This window comes from Psychrobacter sp. AntiMn-1 (assembly GCF_001854065.1).
GTDB classification, from domain to species: Bacteria; Pseudomonadota; Gammaproteobacteria; order Pseudomonadales; family Moraxellaceae; genus Psychrobacter; species Psychrobacter pacificensis.
This window is the reverse complement of the sequence record NZ_CP012969.1, coordinates 1813123-1831136: the sequence shown is the minus strand read 5'-3', so window position 1 is coordinate 1831136 and position 18014 is coordinate 1813123. Positions and strand designations below refer to the sequence as shown.

General features: G+C 41.7%; 17 protein-coding genes. 10 read left to right on the top strand and 7 right to left on the bottom strand.

Annotated elements, in window-relative coordinates:
- Position 1: 1 nt before the first annotated feature.
- Positions 2 to 202 carry a DpnD/PcfM family protein gene (locus AOT82_RS07745; protein ID WP_071002531.1) on the bottom strand — a complete coding sequence of 67 codons (201 nt, stop codon included), beginning with the start codon at positions 200 to 202 and terminating at the stop codon, positions 2 to 4.
- Between the two features lie 171 nt (positions 203 to 373).
- On the opposite strand from AOT82_RS07745, the gene AOT82_RS07740 reads away from it, so the two are divergent.
- Positions 374 to 868, top strand: a complete 495-nt coding sequence (locus AOT82_RS07740; protein WP_071002530.1) for a hypothetical protein — start codon at positions 374 to 376, stop codon at positions 866 to 868.
- On the opposite strand, the gene AOT82_RS07735 is transcribed toward AOT82_RS07740, so the two are convergent.
- The gene (locus tag AOT82_RS07735) at positions 865 to 1629 is read right to left on the bottom strand and encodes a DpnI domain-containing protein (RefSeq protein WP_071002529.1); all 765 of its coding nucleotides are present in this window, start codon (positions 1627 to 1629) and stop codon (positions 865 to 867) included. The genes AOT82_RS07740 and AOT82_RS07735 overlap by 4 nt on opposite strands.
- Before the next feature lie 170 nt (positions 1630 to 1799).
- Between AOT82_RS07735 and mltG the strand changes: the two genes are divergently transcribed.
- A complete protein-coding gene (mltG, locus tag AOT82_RS07730; RefSeq protein ID WP_071002528.1) occupies positions 1800 to 3080 on the top strand; it encodes an endolytic transglycosylase MltG in 1281 nt (426 codons plus the stop codon).
- A gap of 185 nt (positions 3081 to 3265) precedes the next feature.
- Complete coding sequence (tmk, locus tag AOT82_RS07725; protein ID WP_071003715.1) at positions 3266 to 3898, top strand: dTMP kinase; 633 nt, start codon at positions 3266 to 3268, stop codon at positions 3896 to 3898.
- Positions 3899 to 4053: 155 nt separating this feature from the next.
- Here the strand turns inward: tmk and AOT82_RS07720 are convergent, their stop codons facing one another.
- Positions 4054 to 6363, bottom strand: coding sequence for a cation:proton antiporter domain-containing protein (locus AOT82_RS07720; RefSeq protein WP_227517123.1), 2310 nt, complete (start codon positions 6361 to 6363; stop codon positions 4054 to 4056).
- A gap of 1021 nt (positions 6364 to 7384) precedes the next feature.
- Here AOT82_RS07720 and AOT82_RS07715 point away from each other — a divergent pair.
- From AOT82_RS07715 to AOT82_RS07685, 7 genes are all read left to right on the top strand, one after another.
- Positions 7385 to 8800, top strand: coding sequence for a Do family serine endopeptidase (locus AOT82_RS07715; RefSeq protein WP_392397099.1), 1416 nt, complete (start codon positions 7385 to 7387; stop codon positions 8798 to 8800).
- Positions 8801 to 9454: 654 nt separating this feature from the next.
- On the top strand, positions 9455 to 10360 hold the full coding sequence (gene dapA / locus AOT82_RS07710; protein ID WP_071002526.1) for a 4-hydroxy-tetrahydrodipicolinate synthase: 906 nt from the start codon (positions 9455 to 9457) through the stop codon (positions 10358 to 10360).
- Positions 10361 to 10482: 122 nt separating this feature from the next.
- Complete coding sequence (locus tag AOT82_RS07705; RefSeq protein ID WP_227517122.1) at positions 10483 to 10797, top strand: hypothetical protein; 315 nt, start codon at positions 10483 to 10485, stop codon at positions 10795 to 10797.
- Between the two features lie 209 nt (positions 10798 to 11006).
- The gene (purC, locus tag AOT82_RS07700) at positions 11007 to 11720 is read left to right on the top strand and encodes a phosphoribosylaminoimidazolesuccinocarboxamide synthase (RefSeq protein WP_071002524.1); all 714 of its coding nucleotides are present in this window, start codon (positions 11007 to 11009) and stop codon (positions 11718 to 11720) included.
- 396 nt (positions 11721 to 12116) lie between these two features.
- Positions 12117 to 12440, top strand: a complete 324-nt coding sequence (locus AOT82_RS13835) for a DUF600 family protein (protein WP_156770983.1) — start codon at positions 12117 to 12119, stop codon at positions 12438 to 12440.
- Positions 12441 to 12725: 285 nt separating this feature from the next.
- Positions 12726 to 13358, top strand: coding sequence for a DNA-3-methyladenine glycosylase (locus AOT82_RS07690; protein WP_071002522.1), 633 nt, complete (start codon positions 12726 to 12728; stop codon positions 13356 to 13358).
- A 37-nt stretch (positions 13359 to 13395) separates the two neighbouring features.
- Positions 13396 to 13707, top strand: coding sequence for an NGG1p interacting factor NIF3 (locus AOT82_RS07685; RefSeq protein WP_071002521.1), 312 nt, complete (start codon positions 13396 to 13398; stop codon positions 13705 to 13707).
- Between the two features lie 170 nt (positions 13708 to 13877).
- Here the strand turns inward: AOT82_RS07685 and AOT82_RS07680 are convergent.
- From AOT82_RS07680 to AOT82_RS07660, 4 genes are all read right to left on the bottom strand, one after another.
- Positions 13878 to 14953 (bottom strand): IS3 family transposase gene (locus AOT82_RS07680; protein WP_379542921.1). Its coding sequence is split into 2 segments (ribosomal slippage): positions 13878 to 14732 and positions 14735 to 14953, totalling 1074 coding nucleotides; the frame shifts between segments, so codons are not numbered across the junction.
- 116 nt (positions 14954 to 15069) lie between these two features.
- Positions 15070 to 15450: a hypothetical protein gene (locus tag AOT82_RS07670; RefSeq protein ID WP_071002520.1), complete on the bottom strand. Its 381-nt coding sequence runs from the start codon at positions 15448 to 15450 to the stop codon at positions 15070 to 15072.
- A gap of 187 nt (positions 15451 to 15637) precedes the next feature.
- On the bottom strand, positions 15638 to 16222 hold the full coding sequence (locus AOT82_RS07665; RefSeq protein WP_227517121.1) for a hypothetical protein: 585 nt from the start codon (positions 16220 to 16222) through the stop codon (positions 15638 to 15640).
- Positions 16223 to 17152: 930 nt separating this feature from the next.
- Complete coding sequence (locus AOT82_RS07660) at positions 17153 to 17356, bottom strand: CsbD family protein (protein WP_071002519.1); 204 nt, start codon at positions 17354 to 17356, stop codon at positions 17153 to 17155.
- Positions 17357 to 18014 lie beyond the last annotated feature (658 nt).

Here is an 18014-nt window from a genome sequence, read left to right as displayed (position 1 = left end):
GCTACTCATCCTCTTCTACGCCAAAGATAATAAATTCAGTATCAAGCATATCATCAGGTTCTAAAATAATATCCTCGCTTCTATACATTTCTCGCGCTTTTAGTAGAGCAATTTCACCATCTTCTGCAACCACTTCTATAAGTGCACTCATCGTTTCGATTACTTCTATTTGATAAGTATTTGAACCGCCTGTCTTTATCATAAATATCCTCAAGAATTAAAGTCTCTCATATATCACTTCAGTCATTTATACCAATTAGATTAGCAAAAGCCCTCAAAAGAAGTGATCGTCTTTTGTTACGCAGACTTGTGGCATAAAGCAAATCGATCAATGATCCTTTTTTAATGGAAATGTTTAAAAGGACAATATCGCATGCGTTCGGTATATAAAGATCAACGTATTCCGCTACAAGTTCGTAGATTGATGATATTTAATAAAGTTTGCTGTGTAGCAAAAGAAAATCCTGATGAAGTAATTCACTTACCTTGCTATTCACAGATAGTATTTAGTATTGTCTATTCTAAGAAAGATAAAAAATACACAGCGTTTGGAAGTGTGTTTAAGTATGCGCATACCCGTCAAGAAGTCATTGAACAAGGTTTAGATAAGCAGTTTCATGAAGATACTGTGATGTGTGCAATCACAACCGAAAGACAAGCTTTTACTAAAGCTTCTCGCACTCCGTTAGGGCTGTTAATGAGCTGGAATAAACAGGTAAAAAATCGAGCTTATACCTGTCTCGATGGCAATGTGAAGCACTTTTTCAAAGTAAATGATGAGCTAGAGCTAGATTATCCTCCTCACAAGTTTTACGGTCGTTTGGTTGCTGCCAAAGGTTTGCCATTATGGGATGATAAGTGTTCTTAGTATAACTTTCGATAGTGACCACGACTGACAAACTCAATCATGCCTTTATCTCGTAATACCTGTAACTGTTGGCGAATTTTATCTTTTACGTGGTTGTTTTCAGGATGTTTGAGCTGTAACTCATCAGCAAAAGCATAAACTTGATTGAGAGAGAAGTGAGCATCAAGTCGATCGATACATTGCCAAACATCTAATGTCCAGCCACGCGACTCTATAGATTGCGTGCGTAAAAATAAGGTCTTTTGGAATTGCTGGGTAACCGACTCTTTATCTATGATTTTTTGGTCTTTGACCAAAAATACTTTGCCTGATTCTGGCACTTTTCGTAAGTCGATATTACAACCCACCCAACCTGCTCGTTTTGCCGTCACTGATAAGGGTTTACGCTTAACAATAATATCGGGGGTAAAAAACTGCTTGGGAATAATCAGAAAGTTATTAACGGCGTATGCTTTTGAGTAGGTCAAAAAGAAAAAACTGGGATTATCCTTACTATTGATACGCTCAACCATCGTCTTATAAGCGCCATCATTAACGATGTTGCTTAACTTGGCTTTTTTACTTTTTAGCTCATATTGCTCATTACAATGCGCGCAGTAAAAATCAGCGACAGGTTGACCGTTAGCAAATTCAGTCAAAGGCTGCTCGCTACAATTAGGACAGTAACCATTTTCTGTTACCCATGTTTCACTGAGAACACGAATAATCTGTGATTTAGAGTGATAGTTTTTGGCGAGTCTTTGGTCAAAATATAGATTCATAATAGAGTGTCAGCATCGATGGACAGTGATAAAAATACCAGTAAAAGGTGGGAATGTTGAGCCATATAAATCAGTGTATAGACCAAGTTAATGCATAAGCTAAGCAAATACCATTGAAAATCGTACGGTTCAGTGCTAAATTCTAGCAAACATCTGCCTCGCGAGTTGCCATGAGCAAGCCCACACCCAATACACCACCTGAACGTCCCAATGAGTCGCCGTCAAACAAGCAAGATGGCACAGTCGAGGAGCGTGTAGACACCACGCTACCGGACGCGCAACCAGTGGTAGATGGGGTGCAAGACACGCCAGCAACCAATGTCTCACTGATCAGTGGCAACAGCAAACCGCGTCAATATAAAGTCAACAATCCCTCGTTTTTTATGCAGCGCGGTTATCAAATATTGCTAGTGCTAGGGCTCATTGCTGCATTTTTCTTAGTCATGGTATATCAGACCTTATTTGGCCGTATCGAGCAGCCGCAGCAAATGGTCACGATTGAGCAAGGTCAGACGTATTATGGCCTATTGCCGCAGTGGCAAAATCAGATTCCGCTATTTTCGGCCAGCGTAGCCAAGCTATATATCAAGTCGCAAGTTGATGCGCCTTTGCATGCAGGTATCTATCAATTACCTGAAAATCCAACCATTGCTGAGGCATTGCAAATATTAGAGCAGGGCGCAAAAGCAGCCATGGTAAAGGTGCAAATCATCGAAGGCAAAACATCAAAAGACCTCTATCAAGCGCTGCGTGATAATGACAATATCGAAAAAGAAGTGCTGACCGCAGGCAGTGATAATGCCAGCATTGCACAAGCGTTAGATTTGGCTGGTATATTGCCAGATAACGTGACTAACAGTAGTGATCCTATCGTCAATCATAATCTTGAAGGGTGGTTTGCGCCCGATACCTATTATTATGGTGAAGGAACGAGCGATAAAAAAGTGCTCACGGACCTATATAAACGCCAGCAAAAAGCGCTGACTGATGCGTGGGAAAACCGTGCGCCTGACCTACCTTATAATAGCCCTTACGAAGCACTAGTAATGGCATCTATCATCGAAAAAGAAACTAGCGTACCAGAAGAGCGTCCGCTAGTCTCTGCCGTATTTAGAAATCGCTTGGTTAAAAATATGCGTATGCAGACCGATCCGACCATCATTTATGGTATGGGTAGCCGTTATGATGGTAATATCCGCCGCAAAGATATCGATGAAAAAACGTCTTATAATACCTATCAGATTGATGGCTTACCGCCAACGCCAATCGCGCTGCCATCTGCCGCATCTATCGAAGCAACCTTGCATCCTGCCGATAGCGACGCGTTATATTTTGTGGCAACTGGTAACGGCGGACACAAATTTACCAATAGCTTGGCTGAGCACAACCAAGCGGTAAAAGACTATCTGAGCGTCATGCGTGAGAAAAAATCTCAAACACCGCCGCAATAAAGCACTTCTTTATCTCTTATAAAACGTATCGTTTATTGAGCGCTATAATCTAACGATAGCGCTCACCGATGACATAAGGTCATATCATGTCAGTATCTATACAGACCAACGCGCCATCCGCACAGACGAGTACAGCATCGTCCACGCTACCGGAATCAAATGCTTCACAAACGACGACCGCACCTATTGTAGGGCGGTTTATTAGTTTTGAAGGAACGGAAGGCGTCGGGAAAACCACGGCGATTGAACAGCTCTGCTTGCAACTAGAGAAAAACGGTATTCAATACCTTCGTACGCGCGAGCCGGGTGGTAGTCCGTTTGCTGAGCGACTGCGCGATATATTGCTAGACCCTGCAACTGAAATTGAGGATGATACAGAGCTTTTATTATTATTTGCAGCACGCTGTGATCATATGCAGCAAGTCATCCTGCCTGCGCTACAACGTGGCACATGGGTCGTTTGTGACAGGTTTACGGACTCTACTATTGCGTATCAGGGTTTTGGACGCGGACATGGTGATAAAGCGATACTGACCAAAATTGAGACGCTGATCGAGCAGTTTGTGATCCAGTTGCCTGAGCTGACTTTATGGCTTGATTTACCTGTAGCAGAGGGCATGGCACGCGCCAATAAGCGCAGCGCAGCAGATCGCTTTGAGCAGCAAGCAATGGCGTTTTTTACTTGGGTACATACCGGTTTTAGTCAACTTGCAAGCTCGCATCCTGAACGTATCCAGCGTATTGATGCGTCAGGCAGTACTGATGAGGTGAGCGCGCGGATATGGCAGGCAGTCGTAGACAGATTTGATGTTGAATAATCATATTTGAGTGAGCATGTTTATCTTGTAAGTAGATTTAATAATCAAGCAGATATGATAAAAATAAAAAGCCCCAGCATGTCGCTGGGGCTTTTTATTGATGACAGTTTGTTATTTAACCAATTATGACGTTAGCGGGTAAATAACGATAGAGTTTATTTATCACTATTTTTGTCATTCAGCTTACTCTGCTTGGCTTCTTTCTCAGCCGCACCAGAAGCGTCGGTGTCAGTTTTGGCAGTCGAATGAGTAGCACTGTCTTGACCAGAGTCAGGGAGACGATTGGGATCAAGCGCTCCTTTTTTATTTTTAGGCGCGTTGCCATTACCATTGGCATTACTATTACTAGACGGCTTAGTCTTTGAGGTCGCGGTCGAGTTTGCTGTCATCACACCTGTGTTCGCTGTGTTGGTAGCCTCTGTTTTTGGTGCTACTGCCTTATCATCGGCCGCGACTGTCGCAGTATTGGACTTATCTATGGCGCTGTTCGCATTAGGGGCACTGGCGACGCTTTGCTCAGTATTTTGAGCCGTATTAGTTGGTGCCTCTGGCGCTGGTTTTTGTAGGTTATCGCTGCCCAGCTCTTTTTCTTTACGCTTTTCAGGCGCTTTTGAGCTGGACTCAAAGTTGGCATCGGCGACCATACGCGCTTGCTCTTGTTTTGGTGTTACGTCCACTGGTTTTGGCTGTACTTCATCATCCACAACTAAGGAGATAAGCTTGCGATCGCGAGGCACCGTACCTTCGAACTTATCAGTGATGACGTGCAGCTTGCCTTCTTTGTCTATGGTATATAGTGGCACAAACTGCTTGTTATCCGCTTTATACTGCTCAAAGCTATAGCTGTCAGTAATGTTGGTGATTTTGATGCGGGCTTTTTTGGACAGCATACTAGCAAGCTTGGTATATGTCACATCTTTGCCAAACAGCCACTGTGAATGGAAGTTTGACTGTTTATCGTCGCGCTCACTTTTGACTTTTTCATCACTGAACTTGAGACGGTATAGCTTACGCTCGCCAAATTCATGACGATAATGAATCTCAGACAAGGTATTCATCTCTTTGTCCATACTCATGGCAAACAAACGCCCAATACCAATCAGATCAAGATGGTGATCAGCGTGATCAGAGATTGGGTTGCCAAAATAAGTACGCAATCCACTCATGCGTGCGCGCGCGATATTGGTATAGTTATTATGCGCGACGATGACATCGAAGCCTTGCTCTTTAAGAGAGGTAGCGATGAGTAGGGCAATCGGGTTTGAACCGACGATAAGAATACCGTTGGTCTCAGGCTCACGTACGCCCAGCAAGTTGCCGACCATCTTTGCGCCCAGACCCTGAATCATTACCGTACCGATGATGACCATAAATACCAATGGTACAAGCAGCTCAACGCCTTGAATATCATACTCTTGCAAACGAATCGCAAACAGGGATGAGATAGCAGCAGCGACGATACCGCGAGGGCCAATCCAGCTGATCATCAGCTTTTCATTGGTTTTGAGGTTGGAGCCGATGGAGGACGCCCATACTGATAATGGACGCGCCACAAACATGACAATAGCAAGGAGCACCAGACCTACAAATCCTACGCTCAATAAACTTGCCAGCTCTACACGAGCGGCCAAAATAATAAATAGCACAGAGATCAGTAGAACGGTTAAAGACTCATTGAACTCTAGAATCGTCTCGCGTGGGAATTTTGGCCAGTTTGCCAAAGCCACACCCAGTACGGTCACAGTCAATAATCCTGATTCATGCTCCAAGTGATTTGATACCGAAAACAAGACCAAGACGAATGCAAGGGTAAAAACATTGCGCAAAAACTCAGGCACCATATGACGACGCATGAGGAAAGCAAGCAACCAAGCGCCTGCCATACCAAGGGCGGTTGCCAATACGACAATTTTGGCAAATAGCAAGATACTACTGGCTTCACCGCCTGAGATGATATATTCATAGACCAATACCACGGCAATTGCACCGATTGGATCAATGATAATACCTTCCCATTTGAGGATATTAGAGATGGTTTTATTGGGGCGCACGCTACGCAACAGCGGCATAATGACTGTCGGACCGGTCACGCAGACCAGCGCACCAAACAGCAATGCAATCAATGGGTCGACATCGAATAGCAAATAAGTCGACAGCGCCACGATAGCGATGGTGATGAGTACACCAATCGAGACCAGCATTTGCACCACAGTACCATGCTGCTTGATCTCATCAAACTCTAGCGTTAGCGAGCCCTCAAATAGAATAATTGCCACGCCCAAAGAGATAAAGGGGAACATCAGCTCACCTAATACCAAATCAGGGTCAAATACCCCCAGGACTGGTCCGATGATAATGCCAATGAGCAATAAAAATAAAATGGACGGTTGCTTCAAATACCAAGCCAGCCATTGGGCGGCAATGCCAATCCCAACCACGCCGGATAGCAATAGGGCGGTATCCATAAATTAATCCTTTTGTAATCTTGTCATATTTTATATCTATCCATAGCTGCTATAAGATAGTCGCTACCGTTCGTTTATGATCAATTGTTATCATTACTGATTGTATCTGGGTCATCACATTGATAGCCATCATGAATCGCAACATGAGCTTGAGATGATATATACACTATAAAGTAGCAAGGGCAAAAGCATTCTTAGACAAATAACAGTGGTCTAAAAATGCAAAAGATGGAAAACAGGGATGATGATAGCCAGCTTGATAAACGAGTAGTCGATAGCATTTTTACTAATTGACTTTTGTTTGTTTTATGATTTGTTTTGCTTGCTATCATAACATGATTTGATTCATATACATGTATACAAAGCCTGCCACGATATCAGCGCGCAGCCACAAAATTGTACAAAGTCAGTATGAAATAACCATGCCTTGGGTTATCCTGCATTATGGAAATGATGGCAAGATAACGTTTTGTCCATCATACAGTAGCTACGTTGGTCATGCACGCCGTCAAAACAACAATAATATGACGTCAATCAGAGACCGGCTATTGGCGCTGAGGGTTTATGTTTACTAAAGCCAACAACCCTGGTTTTGATTAAAATAAATATAAAAACGGGGCTGACATGATCGTTACTATATCAGCCTAGCGATAAAACATATATGAAATCGATGCATAGCACGAATACCATCGTGTAATATGAGTATAACGATAACGATATAGTCAATCCTAAATAAAACAGATACATTATATATCAAGGTGGAACTGGTCTAAATTTTCCTTGCGTGCTGTGCCTACGCTGCTCGATGCTGCGAAAAATTTATCCCAGTCCTACTGTATCGTTTTTATACTGAATTCACTATATAAGCAAATATAAGAACGCTGACCAATAACGATTGGGGTTATGTGCGTCAGGCAAGACGTTATCGAGTACCATCATCTAATTACCAACAATAATAATGACCATTCATATGGAGGACAATATGCCTATCAATATGTTTAAATCACGAACCACTGTCGATATGCGACTTTGGTTACAGCGCAGTGCGCTGGCGCTCGCTGTGAGTACGGCGATGGTGGCTAGTATTAACGTCACCACAATGAGCAATGCACATGCGGCTGTAACCACGGCTGATTTCTCTGGCCTAGTTCAACAAGTGACACCCGCAGTGGCGCGCGTCAACGTCACCAAGACAGTCAGTGAGGCTGAGCTTGCTAAGGCGCAAACGGCTGAAGTGTTGCGGCAGTTTTTTGGCGATCGGGTGCGCATTCCTGATCGAGCAGTCACGCCAGCGATAGAGCATGCTTATGGTACAGGCTTTTTTGTCACATCTAACGGCTACATGCTGACCAATCATCACGTCATCGAGGGCGCTGACAAAATCACCGTCACACTTAATGATAGAACCGAGCTTGATGCAACCTTGATTGGTAGCGACGAGCGCTCAGATGTGGCTGTACTAAAAGTTGAAGGCACTCAGTTCCCCGCGCTACCGATTGGCGACTCAAACAGCTTAAAAGTAGGGGAGCCCGTACTAGCCATTGGTTCACCATTTGGTTTTGATTATTCAGCCTCCGCTGGCATCGTCAGTGCCAAATCACGCAGCTTCTCACGCGAAACCAGTGTGCCGTTTATACAAACCGATGTGGCGCTAAACCCTGGCAACTCAGGTGGCCCTCTATTCAATCAGCGCGGTGAGGTGATTGGTATCAACTCGCGTATCTTTAGTGGGACGGGCGGCTACATGGGGCTATCATTCTCTATCCCAATTGACGCTGCTATGGATATCTATGAGCAATTAAAGACCAGCGGTGAAGTCGCTCGCGCATATTTGGGTATCTATCCGCAAGATATTGACCGTAATCTGGCCGAAGCTTATAAATTGGATAAACCACAAGGCGCTTTGCTGACCCGCGTTTCTCCAGACTCGCCAGCACAAAAAGCAGGTCTAAAACCTGGTGACATTATCTTGCAGTACAATAATGTACAAATCATGCGAGCATCCGACTTATTGAATCTGCTCAACCGAGCAAAGCCAAGCGATCCATTTCGCGCACAGATTCAGCGCAATGGTAAGCAGATGATCATTAGCGGTAAACTTGCTTATGCACCTAATGATGTCAGAGCCCAAAGTGGGGATCAGCAAAGTGATGATGTCCAACTGGGCCTACGTTTGCGCGATTTGACCAAAGATGAACAAGCAGAGATTGCTACAGACAATAAAACGGGGGTGTTGGTCACGACGGTTGATCCGACAGGGTTAGCCGCGCGCTCGGGGATTTTGGCAGGTGATGTCATTACCAATTTTCACCAAAAGCCTATTAAGAAAGTAACGGATTTCTCTGACGCCATCTCATCCCTACCCAAAAAGGGCGTTGTCACGATAGAAATTATTCGACAAGGCATCCCTGCTATTATTGGTCTGCGTATTGAATAGATAAAACCATAAGGAAGTGATTTGGACAGCAGCATACCGAAAAACACCGAAAAGTATAATTGCTCATCATAAATACCGCTCGCTATAAGAGATACGCAAACGGATACTGCATCAGTCTGCAAATAATGTATTTAAATATTCGTCAGCAGCGGTATAGGCACGCGAGGCCTGCCTTTTCGCTTATATCGTCCCACCATCGATGTGTTGACCATTCGCTAGTATTGGCAAAACCATTCAGCAGTGTTGATACGTTGCTGAGTGCTTTAGTTATCGGTATATTATTAATAAAGACTTGAAGCAATATTTATTGTTTCTAGCAATAAAAAAAGCTTTTTTCGTCTTTGATTTGTGCTTGAATCATCAATTGATTGATAGCGGTCAAATCAAAATATGCTACACTAGCAGGCGTTTTTATTATTATATTTTATGGCGCAACAGGTATTTGCGGTCACTGGCATCGATAATGCCAATACTCACTTTAATACGCAGTAATTTATAATGTAAACGTTATGATAATAAATAAAATTTCAGCATTAACATCAAGCAAGGGTTGGTCATTAGCGTTTATCAACGTATATAAATTTTTGGCACTTGCAAACGACCTATCATGTGACAGCTTTGATAAAAGCTAGGATAATACAGTAAGGCACGGTTATGAGCACAGCATACGACGAGATCAAAACCCGATTACAAGGCTCAATGGTAGCCTTGGTAACGCCCATGCACCCTGACGGTACAGTTGATTATAAACGTCTGGCTGACCTCATAGACTGGCAGATCGAGCAGGGCACGCATTGCCTCGTTGCTGTCGGCACCACTGGCGAGTCGGCAACCCTATCGATGCAAGAGCATAGCGATGTCATTCGCTATTTTGTCCAGCATGTTAAAGGTCGCGTACCAGTCATCGCAGGTACTGGTGCAAACAACACCATAGAAGCGATTAAACTGACTCAAGACGCAGCAGATGCTGGTGCAGACTGTGCGTTATTGGTTGCTCCTTATTACAATAAGCCGCCACAAGAAGGCTTATATCAACATTACCAAGCCATTGCTAAAGCCGTCAATATTCCTCAGATGCTCTATAATGTACCGGGTCGCACGGTCGTCGATATTGCCCAAGAGACGGTCGAACGTCTTGCTGATATCGACAATATCGTTGCTATCAAAGATGCGACAGGCTCTGTTGGTCGCGGTGAGCAATTGATTAAAGCTGTTGGTGACAGAATGGTCGTATTGTCTGGTGATGATGGTACAGCGCTTGATCTACTAAAAGTAGGTGGTAAAGGCAATATCTCGGTGACTGCCAACGTGGCGCCAAAAGCCATGAGCGAGACTTTCGCTGCTGGCTTGCGTGGTGATTTTGAAACGGCTAGTCAGATTCATGACGTAGTCAAACATCTACATCGTGACTTATTCATCGAGTCAAGTCCTATTCCAGCTAAGTATGCGCTACATAAAATGGGCATGATCGATAAAGGGATACGCTTACCACTCGTTTGGTTGGCAGAGCAACATCATGCGACTATTGATGAAGCGTTGGTTCGAGCAAACATACTATAACCTGATCTTCAGCGATTTAAGACTTGTTGCTTGACGATTAATATTCAAGCGAGCAACAAGTCAACTTATCATGATAAGCCAATCGCCTAAATGAGCAATAACTGCTAACTCAGAGAGACAACATGATGACAGTAGCATCAAAAACGACAAAACTACTTCCTGCAATGCTGACCTTAGTTTTGGGTAGTACGTTGGTATTGAGCGGCTGCCAAGCGACCAAGAGCCTGCTTGGAAAGCGCGACAATGGCAGCTTAGACTATCAACAAAGCAAAAAGCTTGCACCGATAGAGCTGCCGGCTGCTCAAGAAACAGCGCCTTTCGTGCCTTTGTACCCAACACCGAATGTGGGCGCGAACACGCTTAAATTACAGAATGAGTCAGGTAATCAGTATCAGTTGCCAAAGCCTCAGCGTGCTGTTAGTAGCCCTTCAAACTAATTTCTTTCTTCATTTGTACCGCCGATCTTTATGATTATTGATTAAAATAATAGACTTCTTGCATAAGTCATCGTCAGCCCTTGTAACTCCGTCAGTGGAAGTCAATGAACTGGTACTTTTGCAAGAGATCTAATATCGATATTGTAATAAAAGTCAGCGGTCGCTGCGCGTTTTTACCACATAAGCTTGAACGAACAGGAACCCCCATAATGCAAAAGCAACAACTGCTGTATAAAGGCAAAGCCAAATCTGTCTACGAAACAGAAGACAATGATCTTCTGATTTTACACTTCCGTGATGATACCTCAGCGCTCGATGGTAAGCGTATCGAACAATTGGCGCGTAAAGGCGTGGTGAATAACCGCTTTAATGCTTTTATCATGCAAAAATTGTCTGATGCTGGTATCGAGACGCATTTTGAAGAGCAATTGTCTGACGACGAAGTATTGGTCAAGCGCTTGGATATGATTCCTGTAGAGTGCGTGGTGCGTAACTTTGCCGCTGGTAGTTTGGTACGTCGTTTGGGCTTAGAAGAAGGGCAAGCATTGACACCGCCAACGTATGAGCTTTTTTATAAAGATGATGCGCTAGGTGATCCGATGGTCAATGAGTCGCTCTCTGTATCTCTTGGCTGGGCAACCAAAGAACAATTGGCTAAGATGGAAGAGCTGACCTATCAAGTCAACGATGTACTCAAAGCATTGTTTGATGCGGGTGATTTGATTTTAGTTGATTTCAAACTAGAATTTGGCGTATTCCATGACCGTATCGTATTAGGTGATGAGTTCTCACCAGATGGCTGCCGTATCTGGGATAAGAACACCAAGAAGAAACTTGATAAAGACCGTTTCCGTCAGTCATTAGGTGATGTGATTGAAGCTTATGAAGAAGTGGCTGACCGTATCGGTGTACCATTAAAATAAGTATCTGATACTTAGCATAAAATAAAAAACTGAGCCATGTGCTCAGTTTTTTTTATGGCATTATATTTATGATGGTTCCTTAGTGAGTATTTAAATCTTTGGCTGTGGGCTAAGAGTATTAAGGTTTTAACTCAATGAGATAGGCGCGGTATACTTCATGGTGTACTTACCATACATATTCTATTAGTGATCGGTGCGCTATACAGGCATCGAACTGTTAGAAACCTTTACAGAATTCTTTATACCTACTCGTCCAGTGTACATAAAGCAATCAAGCCGTTTGTTTTTAATCAATATTTAGGGAATTTAGATATAAAAATAGATGATGAAAATAAAGCATATAGGATTTTTGCAAATGGTCTTATGGCTCATTTAGGGAACGAGTATTGGAAGCAAATGTCTAATCATGTCGATATCTATGAGGGAATGACACAGTCTTCTAAGGTTATAATTACTATCAAGGGAGATAAGATAGATGAATATAGAGAACTATCTAACGAACTGCTTTTCCTTGAACATGAGGCCTCATTATTTCTCAGAAACCATATTTTTAACCTTACAGGAGAAAAAATATGGGGCTTAACCTTTAATCTATACCCTAATGGTAAGTTTGAAATAGAGTATGACTACGATAAATCAAAAGATTATGAAGAAACTAATGAAGTTATCACTGGAGGTGAAATAAATTGGACTTTTAAAAGTGATAGTCTAAAGTCATGAATAGTAATTGAAAGCATACCCTAACGAAACCAGTTATTTTACACCAAAAACCTATTAACAGACCACTTAAAATAGACTGCTATAATGGAATCACTTATAACAGACTATAATTCCTATCCATTTATCAACAGTATCACCCTTTCAGCCATAGACTTATCACTTAATTCGTATAAAAAATCAAACATAGCGCCAACACTGTACTCCATACCTTATCTGACTTTTATGCTAATTTGTTAGTACTTACTCATATCAATTAGACCATAAAAATAAGAAAAGGTTTCGCTAATGTCTACTGCTTCATCAACTGTTTTAGAGTCTGACTGGTTCACTCGTCCGACCTGTGTGGTCGCTGCTGACTTGATTGGTAAAGTTATATGTCGACAGCTAACCGATAGTGATGGACAGCAAAAAACACTACGTATGCGTATTTCTGAGACCGAAGCCTATATTGGTCAAGACGATCCCGCTTGCCATTCACATGCAGGTACTCGAACAGCGCGCACAGAGATTATGTATGAGCAAGGCGGTGTGTTTTATGTCTATCTGACCTATGGCGTGCATCATATGCTAAATTTGATTAGCGGCTCTATAGAGTCACCTGAATCGGTGCTGATTCGCGCTGGATTTTTGACTGAGGGTAGTGACCGTCTGATTGAAGAGCAACAATTCAGTCCAGATAAGCAATTTACTCACCCCAAGCAGTTTGCAGGGCCAGGTAAACTGACCAAACGCTTGCAGATAACTCGCGATTTATATGGCAAACCTATCTCGCCAGACTCAAGCGTTTGGGTTGAAGATGATGGTTGCCAGCCACCTGTATCAGTGCGTCCGCGTATCGGTATTGATTATGCCGGTGATGCTAAAGACTGGCTGTTACGTTATATATGGACTGATCATCCTTCTTTATCTAAGAACTAGTAGATTGAGATTTAAATCTATTTTGTGAGGTAAGTTCATGTATAAGTTGACGGTTTTTATTCCTGATGAGGCCTTAGAGCAAGTAAAGTCCGCTTTATTTGCCGCTGGTGCTGGGAGTATTGGCGATTACGAGCAGTGCTGTTGGCAAGTGCAAGGAACAGGGCAGTTTATGCCGTTAGCAGGTAGCGCGCCGCATATCGGTAAGCAAGATAGTTTAGAAACGGTCGATGAATGGCGAGTAGAGATGGTCGTCGATGACGCATTTATTACTGCTGCTGTCATCGCGTTAAAAGAGGCGCACCCGTATGAAACGCCAGCGTATGATGTGATAAAAGTCTTGGATTTTTAGTTTTATCTAGAAAAATATTAGCTTGTTGAGTGTAAGAATTCTCACAAAAAAACCAAATAAGCCACTTGATGACTTATTTGGTTATAAATTTTTGGTTATAAATTTTTTGTTATAAATTTTTTGTTATTTTGTAAATACCCCATTCTTAACACAACATCATCGTAGAATTGTTAAGCCACCTGCCTGTACTCAGCAGGTGTCATATCATTAAGTGAATCATGGGGTCTTTCGTTGTTATAAACCTTGATCCAGTCTTCAGTCAGCATATTGACCTCGTTTAAATTGTTGAAAAGGTAGCAATCTAAAACCTCATTGCGATAACTGCGATTAAACCGTTCAATATAAGCGTTCTGATAAGGACAGCCAGGCTCGATATAATCAATATAGATGCCATGAGCTGATGCCCAATCAGTGAATACCCTGGATGTAAACTCACTGCCGTTATCCACACGAATTTGCTTAGGATAACCATGCCACTCAGCCAGCTGATCAAGGTAGCGAATCACTCGGAGTGAGGGAATACTGGTACCAATATCAATGCCTAATACCTCACGGTTATAATCATCAATCACATTAAAGGTTCGAAAGCGAATATTGTTGTGTAGTCTGTCGCTCATGAAGTCCATTGACCATGTATGCCCCAATGCATTTGGCACACTTAGCGGCTGAGGGTTACGTGTTGGTAAGCGTTTTTTAGACTTGCGGCGTAGGTTTAAGTTTAACGCTGTATAAACTCGATGTACGCGCTTATGATTCCATGAATAGCCAAGCTTACGTATACGTTTAAAGCACTTTGGAAAGCCCCAGCGATTGTGCTTGTCAGTAAGCTCATTTAAGACATCAACAATCTCACTATCATCAAATAGCTTAGGCTTATAGTAGTAAGCGGTTCGACTCATGCAGACCACCTGACAACTCACTGCAATGCTGACATCATACTGCGCCTGTAATTCTTGCGCCCAGACTTTGCGCTCGGGTACAGGCGCTATAGCTTTTTTATGATCTCTTCCTGCATTTGCGCTTTGAGGCTTAAATCAGCATACATCTGTTTGAGCCTACGGTTTTCTTCTTCAAGCTCTTTTAATCGCTTAACATCAGAAGCTTCCATACCACCGTACTTGGAGCGCCATTTATAGAAAGTCGAGCTAGCAATCCCGTATTTACGGCACAGCTCTTTAGCAGGTATTCCAGCTTCTGCTTCTTTTAAAATGGATACTATTTGGGTCTCAGTCATTCGTTTGCTCATATCAAAACTCCTTATGGGTATTTTATAAGAAATTCTACGTTTGAGCTGTGTTATTTTAGGGGATAGTTACAATTTCAACTGAGTATTAATAGTGAATATCAGACCCTAATAATCGATTAATCCTTTTTAATCTTAATGACATTGTAGCTTGGATAGCTCAGTTCGATTTTATAATCGTCGCGACCACGTTCAGCTTTGACCTTGATTTTACGGTCGCCCTTTTTATATTTAACACCTTTGACACGGTATCCCATGCTGCTAACTTTGTTGGCAGCTCGACGCTCGATAGCAGCTGAGTAGACGTTTTTATCCGCTTTTTTATGCTTGTCTTTGTGTTTTTTATGCTCTTTGTTATCTTTGTAGACGTCTTCATAGATATCGTCATATACACTATAGCCGCCAGGTGTGGTGACACAGCCAGTAGTTACCGCTAATAAAGTGGCGACAATACTGCCAGACACTACATTCTTTAGTGTTGAAGATGATAAAGCTTTCATAAAAATGTCCTCATAATCTATTATCGTTGGATAAAGATAGTTTTCTAATATTTCAGTAAAGGGGCGTGTAGAACTGCTCTATTGACAGTAGTGTCAGCGTCATCAGTCTTTTTTAACGTTAATAACGTCTAAATTTGGATAGCTAAGCAATATCTCATACTCCTGCGAGCCGCGTCTGGCCTCAATGTCAAAGACACCACGCTTGTTTTTTTTCTTCAAGATCGATATCTTCGACACGGTAACCCATAGATCTTACTTTATTGATGGCACGGCGCTTGATCGCTGGGTAACGTGACTCTCTTTTAATGCTGTCCTCTATATCACCTTTTTTATAGCACTTGTCGTTCTTATATTTACCATTATCTTTATGTTTATCTTTTTTATGGCGGTCATTGTCTTTTTGATACTTGTTATCTCCCCAATTGTTCGACCATAATCTTTTATTTGAGCTGATGAGTCTTAGAGAAGGATAAGTATATGTTAGCTCATAGAGCTGATTATTCTTTTTGGCAAAAGCTGTCATTGCGCGATCGCCACGATAGCTATCAGAGCGAATGTCTATGACTTGATAGCCTTTGCGGCGTAAGTCTTGACGGAGCTGCTGGCTGACACGGTTGAAGCTATCGTTCTGCCGATTATTATCACCACGATATATGGGCTGGTTATCATAGCCAGGACCAACGACAGCACAACCGACAGTGGTAACCAATAGAGCAACGATAAAAACAGTAGATATGGTTGTCTTAAAGGAAAACGGTTTTAGAGTTTTCATGATGCAATATCCTATAAGGTTTCAGAGAGCTTGCAATAAGAATGCTTATATAAGTCAAAGGTAGAAGGTTCTAAAATATGTTGATACAGCCATACTCAGATAGGTGTTAAGAGCTACTATCACTAAAAAAACTATTTTTAGAAATGTTTTCTTACATTATCTATCATAGGATACAAAGCTTTATATTAAGTGTCATTTGCGTTAATAAGTTGTAATTATTGAGAATGATTAAATCGTTGTAAGCATATGCTTACATACAATGACGTTTACGCGACTTAACATGAGAGTGAGAGTTAGGCATTATGGTTACACGGCATTAGGGAGTGTGACTTAAGGATTGAGTTAGCCGCATTAAGGATAATGATTCAATTATTAGCATCAGGATGATAATAATAGTTGAAGTAAGGACACATACCCATTGCTGATAGCAGCAGTTAAGATTAGATGCTGTATGCAGTAACAAGGGTAGGATGCCCAGTATCACAGTCACTGAATATTTGTGCAAGGATGCATAGAAAGCAGTCGTGATAGGTAACATGGACAGTTAACGATAAAACCGCATAACAATTTATTGCTATGCGGTCTTATCGTGTCTGGACGATACTAATTATTCTTGTCAGTTGATATTCGCTTTTAGCTGATACAAAATATGAAATAAGAATTATAAAATACTGCGTCTTTAATTTATGATTTGTCTAATACAAAAAAACCGCATAAACTTCTATGCGGTTTTTATTTTATTTATAGTCAAGTCTAAATAAAAACAATACAAGACAATAAATTCATTTGATTTAACGCTATTTTTGTTGCTTGCTGTGACTGCGCCTCCAGAGGCTGCGAAAAATAACGTTGAATCTTATTGTATCGATTTTATAGTAATCTAACTATACTTTGAAAAAGACACTACTTATATTTCTCAAAAAAAATTTATTAGTAATTGTTTTCGCGGCGCCAGTCATCTACTTCGCGCTCAGCGTGATCTTGAGCATGGCCATAACGCTCTTGTATACGGCCAACCAGCTTATCACGGCTACCTTCAACTTGATCTAAATCATCATCAGTCAGCTCGCCCCATTTTTGTTTTACTGAGCCTTTTAGCTGCTTCCATTCACCTTTTAGAGTATTCTCGTTCATAGTTGTATTCCTTTTTCTTTAATTAATATGTGTAATATAATTTTTAATTGCTTTTCATGGTAGTTCTGTTTACCAATTAACAAACCTATCTATTTATTGATTTTCTTATTTTAGTAGTTCACAAGTATCATTGGTTGCTACCAAATATCTTGTGATAATTAATATAGGGCTTTTCAATTCAGCTGTCTGTATACGCTATGTTTATAGTGTTACTTAATTATAGTGAGCGTGAATCGTGTGTTATCTGCTCACCGACTGTATTAATGATGCGTAAATTGCGTCTATTGTACGTAATGTACATCGAATTGAGACCGATATCTAGAGGTAAGTGTCACATGGGGAACTATGAATATACGGGCTAGGTAACTGCGCAATCTCGTAGCGTATGTCAACTGGGAAAGGGGGTGGGGTATTTATAGTAGACAAACATTCTGATCTTATGAAGCATTAATCTGTTTTGTGAAGCACGAGTCCTACTATATGTTTGGCTATAGACTTATGGTTTAAATAACTATAACCTTATAGTCGAAACATAATTAGTAAAAGTTATTGTGGGTTTAAAAATGACGAGTCTAAAAATAGTAATCAATATGTGACTATCATCACACTTTTTTAGCACAATAGCACTTCAGGTAAATTACTGGCGTGTTGACATAAT